The sequence below is a fragment of the Tateyamaria sp. genome, assembly GCF_059783535.1.
This window is the reverse complement of the sequence record NZ_JBYNDP010000048.1, coordinates 1-12,263: the sequence shown is the minus strand read 5'-3', so window position 1 is coordinate 12,263 and position 12,263 is coordinate 1. Positions and strand designations below refer to the sequence as shown.

The window sequence follows — 12,263 nt, the reverse complement described above, 5'->3', positions numbered from 1 at the left end:
AAATGGTCCGAGTATGACCAAGCCCGAAACCTCCGGCCTTACCGACCTCTTCGCCTCGCGCCGTTACTTCAAGAAGTTCGAGACGATCATCGGGCACCTCGCCCGCGTCGCAGGCGTGATGGAGGCCGAGGGCGATCTAAATCGGGACGAGGTCAAGATCCTCACCCGCTACATCGCCGAACTGACCTTCACCTTCCGCGCGCTCTCCCAGAAATACCTGCTGGTGGGCCGAGACACTGGGCGCTTCTTCGGTTCCCTCGCCATTGACAAGCGCTACAGTGGCTTTCCAGCGGCTGAGGAACTACTCACCATGGCCTCGGACGCGATCCAGGCGGATGTTCATCTCAACCGTATCGACTCGGCAGATGAGCTGAAAAAGCAGATGGTCGAGGTCATCATCGGTGACCGTCAGGTGCCCACGAAGCTGCAATTCGCCCTGTCCCAGCGGCTCTATTACGAGGACCTGATCAAGGGCCAACTCTTCTGGCCCCGCAACGATCCGCAAATCGTCTGGACCGGCAATCTGAGCGACGACCGCCGCAGCTTCCGTATCCACTGGGCCGTCTATGACACCGAACTGAACCTGCCCGTCATTTACATGATGGAGGTGGAGGACACGGGCCGCACTGCCCTGCCCAAAGACCCGCGCCGCTGGCCCGAAGCGCAAGCGCACCTGATGGCGCAGTCGCTGGGTAAGCTGAAGCTGGTGACCATCGCCAAGGGCTTTGACGAGGATTTCGACGACCTGCATCCCAAACGCCTGCGCCGTTTCTATGCGGGGCCCATGTACTCTTCGGCCTTCACCGCGCAATCGGGGCCCATCCTCGACGTCCTAAAAGCGGCCCGCGCGCCCGAAGGGCAGGATTGGGCGCTGGTCTGGACCGAGGAAGATCTGCACTCCGAACGCGTGATTGAAGAACGCGCGGGCTGGTTCTCTTCCGTCGAACGCGAGGTCTTCGCCCTCGACCCCTTCTCGGGCCGCGGCGCGGACCTTGGGGCCACCCGCATGGAGCGCAGCATCGTCCTGCCCCAACGCGCCTTTCAGGTGCTTGAAGAGATGAACCCGCCCGGCTTCGGGTCTGTCCGCAAATTCGTCGTCAGTCCTTCGGGGCGGGTGCTGAGGTATTAAAAAGTTTGCCAAATCATCTGATCGACCCTCCGGGGGCGGTTTACTTGGCGAAATGAAGCAAGGGACTATTCGATGACCCAAACAGCAGATCAAATGGAACTGCGCGAGGCCGAGATTACGGCGCATTACCCCATGGCACTGTCCATGTTGCAGGGCTTCGACCACGCCCCCCGCATCGGCAAGGGCAAGGAGGCCGCGCAACAGGAGCGGTCAACCGGCGTGGGCACTCGTCGCCGTTTCCGTACCACCACGCCCGGCCTTGTGACCCGCCGCACCGTGCCCACCGGGGCCGTGCAGCTGATGGCGACCATCGAAGGGGCCGATGACGATGACGCGCTGATGTCCCCGGTGCAGGCCACCACGCTCAACGCCCTGCGCCGCGCCATTTCCATCGCTCTGGCGGTGGCCGAGAATTACGCCTCCGTCTCTGGCCTTGGTGATCTGAAACGCGCCAACCTCGAAGGTGCTTTGCCTGTCGCGCGCAAGACTGAGTTCGCCGAATTGCTCGCGGCCGAAGCGCTTATCACTCTCTACGTCTTTGGCAACGCCACCGCCTATCTGCTGTCGGCCCACCAGACTGAGGTCACGGCAGAGGTCGGCGAGGTCGAGGAAATCCTCACTGACAACGGACAGACCGCGCTGCACGGCTGCCTATGGGAACTGGACCAGGACATCGCCACCCACGCCCTCGACGACGTCCATCTGGTCGCGACCATCACCGCCTTTGCCGAGGCGCTGATGGAGAAGGTCAGCTTGCGCGCCCAGAACGCCCCGCGTCTCGCCCCCTTCACCGGGGCAAGCTGGCATGTGGAGGCCGACGACTTCACCGTTCAGGGCTTTACCCCCGCGACTAAGGCCAAGACCCAAACCCTCACCATGACCTTTAAGAAACCGCACGAGGTCGTGGGCAACCATATCGCCAAGTACCAGGCGATGAAGCTCGCCAAGATGCTGATGGCCTATGATTTCAACCGGCGGCTCAACCCGTTTGCCGAACTGGGCGGCTTCATCTTTACCTTCATGGGCGATGGCAAGCCGGGGACGGGTAAGACGACCCTGATCCAGATGATGGCGGGGCTGATCAACGACTATTGCGGCGTCGCGGGCTATGCCTTCCGCTACCAGAACCTGTCCACCGACAACATCGACAGCTACCAGGGCAAGTCGGGCCAGAACGCCAAGGCGTTCATCTCGAACGTCCTCGATCCGGGCGTCATCGGCTTCGGCACCATCGACGACATCGACCAGCTTGCAGGCAAGCGGGGCGACCGCCAATCCTCTGCAGGGCAACTCGAAATCACCGCCGTACTGATGGAGAGCTTTGCCGGTGCCAACACCGTTGTGCGCGGGAACTGCACCTTCGGCATGTTCTCGAACTACCCCGAGAATGTGGACGACGCCCTGCGCCAGCGGGCCGGAGCGCGCTTCCTCGTGGACGGGCCGCAAACGCGCGAGGATTACATCGACATTCTCGCCCTCCTGATGGGCAAGAACCATGACATCCCTATGGGCGCGCACGAACTCTTCTCGGCCCAAGAGATCAAGAAGGCCGTCGCCGCCAGCTTCGACAGTCACAACCGTCCGCACGAGGCGGGGCTGATGGAGGTGTTCGACCGGGTGCATTCTGACATCGGTGAGTTGGACACGATTGCCAAGCTGGGCGCGTATCTGAAGGCAATCCAGCAGGCCGACGATCGCTTCACCGGCCGCGCGATCAAGAACATCACGGACGCGGTCAAAGTCCGCGCCATGGACTTCGAACTGCCCGACGAATGGATGGAGAACCCCGAACTGTTCCTGTTTAAAACCTATGACGAGAAGAAAGCGATGATCGAAGATCTGCGCGTGCCGATCACGGTCGACATGGTGGTGCAGGAGATCAACCGCTACGCCGATAGTGAGTTCCGGTACGCAGATAAGTCGGATGAAGTGGCGATTGAGGCGATGGTGCGTGAATTTGGTCGGCAGGAAGAGGCGAAGAAGCGGTATTTGGGACGAGGCGAATGATAGGAGACTACGCAGCCGCGAAGAGATACTCATCACGCCTGTTTTGGGTCGCTACAGTATTAAGTCTACTCGTACTAGGTTTTCTCCTCGCGGCGTTACTCACAGAAACATGCACCAGATTTCTTTTTGTATTTGAGAAGTGCGAACCAAGGTACTTGTCATTTTGGCGGTCCCCAATGAACGAGCTCGGAGATACTCTAGCTGGCTTTGCTAGCTTGCTAGTTTTGTCGTGGATCGTTGTTTCTGTGATAATTCAGCGCAATGAGTTGTTTGCTACCGTGGACGAACTGCGAGAAGCGAAACAAATCGAACAGCAGAGAGATGCGCTGAAACGATTGCCACGAATCCTGGAAAAGATTCGAGAGTGTTTCTTTTCGCTTACTGATGGTGAAAACATGTATGGCGGGTGGCGATACAGAGTTAGGGGTTCGGACGACATAGCGAGTTTCCAGGTTTTGCGGCCGCAATCCTCCGATGAGACGGATGCTGACCTCTTTATGCCGATCGTTGCAGAAGCGATCCTGAAAGCAGCGGCACTTCATGAAATCCACCGAGATGTGTTGATTGAAAAACCATTCAAATCCGACATTTATACAAAATTGTTGTTGTATCTCGGTGACTTACAACTTCTTTCTTCTCAACTTCCAGATCCTGAGCGTAGAAGCATACGTTCTTGGAAAGTCAAGAGTGCCCGTAATGCACTGAAAGACATAGTTGAAAACCGCAAACTATGGAAAAAGTCAGCCGGTTAGACACAATGCTCTTACTCCTCGCCATAACCTTCACTGCCCTCATCCTAGGCACCCTCCTCCCCCTCCGCTGGGGCGTGTTCGGCTTCCTCGCCGCCGCAGCGCTGCTGTTCCTCAACCAAGCCGGCATCCACAGTCTCATGGGCTTCGAAGGCACACCGCTCTCTGAAACCATGCTGCTCTTCAACAATTCCTGGCCTGCCTATATCGGCTACAACCTCCAGATCACTTACCGCAGCTTCGCCCTGCCGCTCCTTGCCCTCACGATCCCGCTGATCTTCCGCTTGGGGAGGCGCACATGATCCTCACTGGAATAGTCGCCATGGGCCTGATCGTGGTCGCCGCCTGGCTTCTGCCGCCCTGCATCAAGCGCGCGCTGCCATTGCCCGAGTTCCTGTTCGGCATGGTCTGCACCAGCGTCATCATCGGGATCGCTGCCGTGATGGTCCTCTTCATCCAAGCGATGGGGCTTCCACTCCCCATCCTTGGCCCAAGCGGTGAGGCAGGGTTTGCCAACGCGCTCCTGTCACTCTCCATGCCCAGCGTCGGTGTGCTCGTCATCCGGCTAGCGCAACTCAGGGGGACCCGCCCATGATCCGGCTCATCCAACGCGGCCTCATGTTCGGCAACCTCTTCCACGTGGCCTCACCCGCGCTGGTCGAACGTTACAACCGTGCACTCGAACACCTCACAGGCAAGCGCACCGCCCTCACCGATTTCTACATCGATATCTCAGGCTACTCGCCCGAGGTCGGCAACGAGTTGGGCGACTCACTCTACCTCAACCATAACGGGGTCAACCGGCAGTTCATCCTCCTGAGCACCGAGCAGCGCAAATGCCCGCTGCTCGACGCGAAATTCTCTACCTCCCACGGCATCCTCAAAAGGTTCATCGCGGAAAATGAGGCGGCGCTTTTTGCCCTCACGGCCCGCGATGCTGTGGCGGGGGAATTGATCAACACGGTCTACGATATCAGTCATCCCGCACGCCTCTTCGACCTGCGCGCCATCACCGTTGAGGCGGATACGACTCGCGGTACTGTGCGCAATGCCGACAGGCTTGCGGGCAAGGTCGACAGGTTCCTGTCCGAAGATGACGCCTGGTTCGATGATGTCCTGATTGGTGAGATGATCCAGCTTGCAGGCCAGACCGGAGATGTCACCCGCAACCCGGTCAAACTGAAGCCGCTCAAGTTGGACAAGGGCAATTTCTGGACGTCCCATTTCGGCGGGCTCTACATCTTCCAGACGCTCGATCACCCGGCGACGATCGCTGCCACGGACAAGCCAGAAGATGTGCCAACCAAGTACACGTTTGACCTGACCGAGCGAAACCGGATTGCCAAGTTCCTCGAATACAATGATCTGGTCGAACCGGTGGTCAAAGCGCGGGGCATTAACGGGGCGGCGATCCTGCGGCAAAAGATGGATTTCATCCTCGTCTCTGCCGTGACCGAGGCTGGCGCGGACATTGCCGGGACCACGCGGCGGGATATGCGCAGGCTGGCGCGCGAGCACGCGCACCTCTTGCCCGACGAATTTCGTGGGCTGGCCGATCTGGTCAACTGGGCCGAAAACGGCGGCAAATGGCCCCGGATCAGTTCACAACACCCGGCCTATTTCTACACGCTACGGGCGGCGGATACGCCCGACGCGGATCTGGTCAACATGCTGCTGGCCGAGCTGTGCCCCCGCGACGTGCGCCAGCTCTTCATCTGCCAAAAGCAGGCATTCTATGCCGCCTATGCCACATGGCCGGAGGCGAAAAAGGAATATGTCGCGCAATATCTCGAAGCCGAGTACAAGGCCGACAAGGTTGGCGCGCGGCAGGCCCTGTTCGGTCATGACGCGCCTATGGAGCCAGCCCAACAGCCCCGTGATCTGATTGCGCGGGTTGGTCCCTGGGGCGCGGTGAGGAGGTAAGATAATGGTATTGGCCCGACTGTTCCTGATCGCGTTCGTCGTGCTGACGGTGATCTATGTTTGTCTGTCGCTCTATTCCCGGGCACGGGCGCGCGACAGGCTCGAGGCGGAATGGGACGCGGGCGACAAGCCCGGCCCACGCGAGGCTTACGTGCAGAACGGGCTGGCCGACTACAACGGGTCGCTCCGGCGCAAGCTGATCCTCGGCGTCTATATCGTGCCGATCTTCCTTGTCGGGTTGATCATCTATCTTGTGAATTTCGCCTGAAGGGGACGTTATGCGTTACATCGGCTGGACATTACTGATTGCGTTCTGGGTCTTGGTTGGGGCGGTCTTGCACTACACGCTGCCGCAGCGCGACATCGTGCGGATCGTTAACACCTATGAAGAACGGCAGGAGCTCGGAGACTGGACACGCATGTTCTGGTCGCGTCCCGACACGCAATCTGATGGGCTGATCAACCGTGATGTGCAGTTCATCCAGACTGTGCGGGCCAATGGGCGGCCCATGGTCTACCGCAACGAGGATACAGGCTGGAGCTGGCCCCCCTATTTCAAGTTCGACACGTCGAACCTGTATACAGAGGCGGCAGATTCCGTCTCGACCCGCGACGCGCCAGAATGGTACGTGCTGACCCACTACGGCTGGCGGAATGAATTCCTGACGATTTTCCCCAACGCCATCTCTCTGCGGCAGGTCGAAGGACCGGACGCGTCCAAGGGCATCCCGTGGGTCAACATCATCGTCCTTACGATCATTGCGGCGATTTTCTACGCGATCTGGGTGCGCTGGCGTCGGTTCCGCCGGGCACGGATTGACCCAAGGTTGGAAGAAATACAGGACAGTTGGGAAGCCGCAGGCGATGCTGTGTCGGAACGGCGCGGGCGCATCCGCCGCTGGCTGGACACCTGGAAGTCGAAATAGGGCGGAGGACACCTCCGCCTTACAGGCACACCCATTCGTAAGGCGGATCTCGATCCGCCGCACCCGGCGCAGGACACCTGCGCCTTACGGCAGCGGCCCGGTGCGCCAGAGCTTCACCCGCAACCCACCATGGGCAATGCTCGGTCCCTCGGGCTCAAACGGCAGCCCGGTTGCCTTCGCCAGCGATGCCTCGCTGGTGACAATGCCGACCTTCCAACCTGAAAACCGCTCGGCCAGGACCTGACCCAACCGGCCATAGACCGGGTAGAGGGCCTTCTTGTTGCCGATCCGGGCGCCATAGGGTGGGTTCACGATCACCAATCCCGGTGGGCCATCCGGCGGGGCAATGTCACCTGCATTTCCGGTCTCAAAAGACACAAGATCGGACACGCCCGCCCGTTCGGCATTGGCGCGGGCCATGGCAATCACACCCTGATCCCGATCTGACCCGGTAAGGCGCGCCTGTGGTGCGCCCCGCCGCTCAAATGTGCGCAGTGCGTCAACTGCAGCCGCGTCAAACGCGGTCAGATGCTCAAAGGCGAAACCCCGTGCTCGCCCCGCTTGCAGGCCCGCGGCCATCTCGGCCGCCTCAATCACAAAGGTGCCCGACCCGCACATCGGATCAAATACGGGCTGCGTGCCGTCATAGCCACACTGGCGCAGGAATAGTGCCGCGAGGGTCTCGCGCATGGGTGCCTTGCCCACGGCCTCCTTGTGGCCGCGCTTGTGCAGGGGCTCACCTGATGTGTCCACGCTGACCGTCACCCGGTTGTCATCGATGCGGATCTTCAGCGTGACTGGTGCCTCGCTGGCCAAGGTCATATCAGCGCTTTCAACCAACGCCGTCTCGATCCGCTTGGTTGCAGCACCAGCGTGATAAATCTTGGACTTGCGCGATGTCGCAACCTCCACTCGGACAGGGACATCGTTTCGCAAAACCTCACCCCAGAGGAACTTGCGGGCGCGCCTGTCCAACTGTGCCAGATGGAATGCCATGAAAGACCCCATGCGCCACAGCACACGCGTGGCACCACGCAGCTCGAGATTGGCGCGCCAGACTTCCGGCCATCCACCGCTGATAAAGACGCCCCCCGGGGTCACCCCCTGCACATCAAAGCCAAACGAACGGGCCTCGTCGGCCAGCGTATCCTCCATCCCCGGCAAGGTGATGGCAAAGATCGGGGCTGTGGTTTCAGTGGACATGACAGCGTCTATAGGCAAGCGGCCCGGTCAGCGCGACCGCAAAGACGCGGGCTAGTCGGAAAACAGGTAGTCGACCGATGCAATCTCGCGGGCCTTGTCCACCGGCACACTCAGAAACTGCGACAGGCTCGATGCGTTGTCCTCAATGTCCGCGGTTTCGACCATCCGGTTCAGATGCTCGAAATCCGCGTCGCGGATGCGGTCAGATTCGAAGGTCATATCGTTGCGGATCGTGGGCAGCAAACGCTCCAGCGTTTCGATGCTGGTCTGTTCGCCCGCCAGACCCACACGCATGGCATGCCCGATCAGATAGTCGTCGGTAAAGGCGCACTGGATTTCCAGCATCCGCGTGATCGACCGGTCGCCCGCAAAGTCCTGCAACAGGTCCAGGTTGCCTGGATCCATGCAAACGATCAGGCGATCCGTGTCGAAATAGTCAAACAGCATCCGCATCAAAGCACGCCTGTGGCGTGTTCGCTTTTCCAGTGTCTTCTGGATCCCACCCAGATCGGGCAGGGACGTATGCTCTTCGTTGAACAGGTATTCGATGGCGGGCACATTGGTCATCACTCGGATGCGTTCCAGCAGCCGCTTGGCCACGTGCCACTTCTTGCACACGATAATCAGCAACTCACGGTTGCGACCCAACGTGCTTTCGGTCTCCCAGAACCGAGTGGCAAAGCGGCGTCCGATCCGACCCCGTCCGGTCAGGAACTTGAATAGGCTCGCTCCTTCATTCGAAATCTGGAACTGCACGTTCTCAGCGGCATAAAGCAAGCCCAGACGACGTTTCAGATCGCGTGCTTCCGGGCTGATCTTGCGGGCAAACAGGAAATCCTGGCTCAGCAGCAGGTCATAATGGTCATCATAGAAAGTGACCGGCATACCGTAATCGGTGAACATCAGGAAGGTCAGCGTGCGCGTGCGAATCTCGTCCTCGGGCACCACATGGCGCACGATGGTCTGAAAGAACGTCTCGTCCGGAATCCACGTGGTACGGAAAAAGCGCATCACGTCCTTGCGCTGCCGGGTGAAATCCAGAACCCACTCGATGGTGCGGCGGCGCAGGCACCACCATTGGCTGCCGATCTGCACCTGGATGTCCGCCGGTATCTCGCGTTTGATCCCGAAACGCTGTTGCATGTGGTAGCTGGTGTAGAACCGCCATTTCTGGGTCCGTTCGTTGAAGAAGTGGCGATAGATCAGCCGCTCTTCCTTCATCCCGGTCTTGATCCAATCACTGTCGAAATAGTCGAAGCTCTCGATAAAGTCGGCGTCGTTTTCATCAAGGAAGCGGTGCGTGTACTCCGCCGACTTGATCGCCATGCAATCGCCTGACAGCATGTAGAAATGGGTTGCACGTGGAAATGCCTCAACTGCACTTTCAACGGCATACAGCGTGGCTTGGACAAGGCTCCATTCTCCCCAGCCACATTTGATGCGGCGGTTGGCAAAAACCACGTTGGGATTGTCCTTGAGCGCCGCGCGTATCTTGGCGAATGCCGCACCACTGGCACGGGCATCAAAGTGAATGGCCATGTAGTCGCCTGCAGCCGTCAATCGCTCTGCTTGCTTGATGATGGCATCCGGGTCTTTGTGACACAGCAGGATGTAGGCGATTTTTGCCATTTAGGAAACTTTGCTGCCTCTTAACGCGCGATTGTTTACGGTGATAAAGCTAAGGAGAGATTGAATAAACAAGATTTCTTTGCTTTTTTGCGCGACAACGCGAGAGGCAACGATCGCAGCTGGTAAAAAGGGCAAGTGGTATGGGGTTCCCAGGGACCTGGATGACAGAAAGCGAAAGCGTTGTGTACCGCGTGGTGCCAAAATGCGCCTGTTCGACCATCGGACAGATTATGTTCTATTCTGATCACGGCGAATTCTTTGACGGTGACATCCATGATGCGCAGGGTGGCATGCACAAATGGGCGCTGGAAGCGAGCCAGCCGATCATCACGGACAACGTGAAAACCCACGGCTCCTATGCCTTCACCTGTGTGCGCAATCCTTATACCCGCATCCTGTCGTCCTTCTTTGACAAAATCTGCGGTATTCAACGCAACGGCCGACGGTATCGCGGCAACCTCGTTCCGCTTTTGATCCAGAAATACGGGATCGAAGTGGGCGGCGATGACGGCAAGCAGGATTTTGACCAGATCAAATCGTTCCGTCGCTTCCTGCTCTTTGCGCGTGACACCATCCGCTGGCGCCGCCCGATGGAGCCTGACATTCACTGGTCCGCGATGTCTGGCCATGTCAGCACCTTCATCGTGAACGGTGGCCACTATGACAAGGTCATCTGGACCGAGAAGTTCAACGAAGGCATGGAAGAGGTCATGCAGGCCATCGAGACGCCCAATAGCGTGAATATCGCCGACATCCCTCGCTTCAACGAAAGTGAAGGGCACGGACCCAAGCGTGCCCACCCGGTCGAAGACTACTTCGACGATCTGTCGATGCACCTGGTCTACGAAATCTACAAACGCGATTTCGAAGTGTTCAAATACGATTTCGAGGATCCGTCCAACAAGATGCCGATAGGCGAGATTGACCTCGACGAGGTGCACAAGAAGTTGGGCGACTAGCCGGCGTTTGCCTTTTGTCTGATCACTTTACGAAGCGACAGCCAGAACTGCGACAGTTTTGCGTGTAGGCTTTGGATGGACTGCTCTATAATCGGTGCGCATGAGTGCGCGCCCTTTCCACAACCTGATCTCTATGGCCAAGGCGGGTCTGCGCGCTGCGATTACGCTGCTGTTTATGCTGTTTTCGCTGATCGCGCCCGGCACCATGCCCGAGGCGCAGGCGGGCACGATCACGATGGTGATCTGTACGGGACTCAATACAAAAACCGTGACGCTCGATGCCGATGGAAACCCGGTTGAGACACAGCACGAGTTTTGTGATTGGGCCGGTCAGGCCAAGGTCGACCGCGCGCCAGCCATCGATCTTCCGGCACAAGCCGCCCATATTTCGGCCTTTGCGCCGAAACTCACCCGCACCTCGCAAGCGATTGCGCAACTGCGCCCCGACCGCACCCGACCACGGGGGCCGCCCCTACCTCTCTGACAGACCCAGTCCAACACATTGATCTGACAGAGGAAGTTTTTCCATGGTCTCCATCGACCCAACCCGCGCGCCTGCACAGGCGCAAGACGCGACTGCGTCGTCCAAACTCTACCGCGCCGCATGGCGCTGGCATTTCTATGCCGGTCTCTATGTCATTCCCTTCTTTGCAATGCTCGCCATCACCGGCATGACGATGCTCTGGATCGCCTTCATCGACGGGCGGGATGGCGACCGCATTCCGGTTTTGCCGCAAGGGGCTGCATTGGCGGTTTCGCAGCAAGCCGCGGCCGCCGTTGCTGCCATTCCCGGCGGAGAACTGCGCCAATACGTGGCCCCGCGCCGCGATGACCGCGCCGCCATCTTCCGGGTAGATGCCGGCGGCGCGGCCACCATGGTCGCCATCGACCCTTACACCGGCACGGTCCTCGAAACCTTTCCCCGCCGCTCGGGTTGGTACGACTTTGCCGACAACGTCCATGGTAGCCTTCTGCTGGGCGTGACCGGCGACCGGATGATCGAGATTGCGGCTTCGCTCGGCATGGTTTTGATCGCCACGGGACTTTACATGTGGTGGCCCCGCGGCGGGGTCTGGCGCACAGCGCTCATCCCAACCTTTGGACACGGACGAGCCAAGTGGAAGTCCCTGCATGGGGTTTTTGGCATCTGGATTTCTGTCTTCCTAGTATTCTTCCTTATCTCAGGTCTGGCCTGGGCCGGCATCTGGGGTGAACGACTGGTACAGGCCTGGAGCCAGTTTCCGGCAGAGAAGTGGGACAACGTGCCCCTGTCTGATGACACCCATGCCTCGATGAACCATGGTCCCAAGGAAGTGCCATGGGCACTGGAACAAACGCCTATGCCCGCGTCTGGTAGCCAGGCGGGGATCACGGGCCTGCCTGAAGGCACGCCCGTGACGCTCGATACCGTGGATATGTTGGCCCGCCAGATTGGTTTCGATGCGCGCTATCAGCTGAACCTGCCCAGCGGGGCGGATGGTGTCTGGACCCTTTCGCGCGACAGCATGAGCAATGACAGCAAAAACCCCATGGCGGACCGGACGACGCATATTGACCAATACACGGGCAAGATCCTCGCCGATGTGCAATTCACGGACTACTCGCTGGCGGGCAAAGCCATGGCCGTGGGCATTGCCCTGCACATGGGCACGCTTGGCCTGTGGAGCGTGCTGGCCAACACCGTGATCTGCCTGTCTGTCCTGCTTCTCTGTGTGTCGGGCGTGGTGATGTGGTGGAA

At 59.2% G+C, this 12,263-nt stretch carries 13 protein-coding genes; 11 read left to right on the top strand and 2 right to left on the bottom strand.

Annotated features, from left to right (window positions below; genetic code table 11):
* Positions 1-13: 13 nt before the first annotated feature.
* From AC6RA8_RS11175 to AC6RA8_RS11140, 8 genes are all read left to right on the top strand, one after another.
* Positions 14-1,129, top strand: coding sequence for a hypothetical protein (locus AC6RA8_RS11175; RefSeq protein WP_500352832.1), 1,116 nt, complete (start codon positions 14-16; stop codon positions 1,127-1,129).
* Positions 1,130-1,201: 72 nt separating this feature from the next.
* Complete coding sequence (locus AC6RA8_RS11170; protein WP_500352831.1) at positions 1,202-3,136, top strand: AAA family ATPase; 1,935 nt, start codon at positions 1,202-1,204, stop codon at positions 3,134-3,136.
* Positions 3,137-3,312: 176 nt separating this feature from the next.
* Entirely contained in the window at positions 3,313-3,888 is a 576-nt protein-coding gene (locus AC6RA8_RS11165; protein WP_500352830.1) for a hypothetical protein, read from the top strand.
* A complete protein-coding gene (locus tag AC6RA8_RS11160; RefSeq protein WP_500352829.1) occupies positions 3,867-4,187 on the top strand; it encodes a hypothetical protein in 321 nt (106 codons plus the stop codon). The genes AC6RA8_RS11165 and AC6RA8_RS11160 overlap by 22 nt, the downstream gene beginning before the upstream one ends.
* Positions 4,184-4,480, top strand: coding sequence for a hypothetical protein (locus AC6RA8_RS11155; protein WP_500352828.1), 297 nt, complete (start codon positions 4,184-4,186; stop codon positions 4,478-4,480). The genes AC6RA8_RS11160 and AC6RA8_RS11155 overlap by 4 nt, the downstream gene beginning before the upstream one ends.
* Positions 4,477-5,808 carry a DUF6638 family protein gene (locus AC6RA8_RS11150; RefSeq protein WP_500352827.1) on the top strand — a complete coding sequence of 444 codons (1,332 nt, stop codon included), beginning with the start codon at positions 4,477-4,479 and terminating at the stop codon, positions 5,806-5,808. Before AC6RA8_RS11155 ends, AC6RA8_RS11150 begins: the two co-directional genes overlap by 4 nt.
* A gap of 4 nt (positions 5,809-5,812) precedes the next feature.
* Positions 5,813-6,076: a hypothetical protein gene (locus tag AC6RA8_RS11145; RefSeq protein WP_500352826.1), complete on the top strand. Its 264-nt coding sequence runs from the start codon at positions 5,813-5,815 to the stop codon at positions 6,074-6,076.
* 10 nt (positions 6,077-6,086) lie between these two features.
* Positions 6,087-6,734 carry a DUF1523 family protein gene (locus AC6RA8_RS11140; protein WP_500352825.1) on the top strand — a complete coding sequence of 216 codons (648 nt, stop codon included), beginning with the start codon at positions 6,087-6,089 and terminating at the stop codon, positions 6,732-6,734.
* Positions 6,735-6,818: 84 nt separating this feature from the next.
* Here AC6RA8_RS11140 and AC6RA8_RS11135 read toward each other — a convergent pair whose 3' ends face one another.
* Both AC6RA8_RS11135 and AC6RA8_RS11130 read right to left on the bottom strand, forming a co-directional pair.
* Positions 6,819-7,937, bottom strand: coding sequence for a THUMP domain-containing class I SAM-dependent RNA methyltransferase (locus AC6RA8_RS11135; protein ID WP_500352824.1), 1,119 nt, complete (start codon positions 7,935-7,937; stop codon positions 6,819-6,821).
* 51 nt (positions 7,938-7,988) lie between these two features.
* Positions 7,989-9,566 (bottom strand): DUF5928 domain-containing protein, encoded by a 1,578-nt coding sequence (locus AC6RA8_RS11130; RefSeq protein WP_500352823.1) that lies wholly within the window; start codon positions 9,564-9,566, stop codon positions 7,989-7,991.
* A gap of 140 nt (positions 9,567-9,706) precedes the next feature.
* Between AC6RA8_RS11130 and AC6RA8_RS11125 the strand changes: the two genes are divergently transcribed.
* The 3 genes from AC6RA8_RS11125 to AC6RA8_RS11115 form a co-directional block, all read left to right on the top strand.
* Entirely contained in the window at positions 9,707-10,525 is an 819-nt protein-coding gene (locus AC6RA8_RS11125; protein ID WP_500352822.1) for a sulfotransferase family protein, read from the top strand.
* 100 nt (positions 10,526-10,625) lie between these two features.
* Positions 10,626-11,009 (top strand): hypothetical protein, encoded by a 384-nt coding sequence (locus AC6RA8_RS11120; RefSeq protein ID WP_500352821.1) that lies wholly within the window; start codon positions 10,626-10,628, stop codon positions 11,007-11,009.
* A gap of 43 nt (positions 11,010-11,052) precedes the next feature.
* Positions 11,053-12,263: PepSY-associated TM helix domain-containing protein (locus AC6RA8_RS11115; RefSeq protein WP_500352820.1), on the top strand; the 1,211-nt coding region annotated here is incomplete at its 3' end.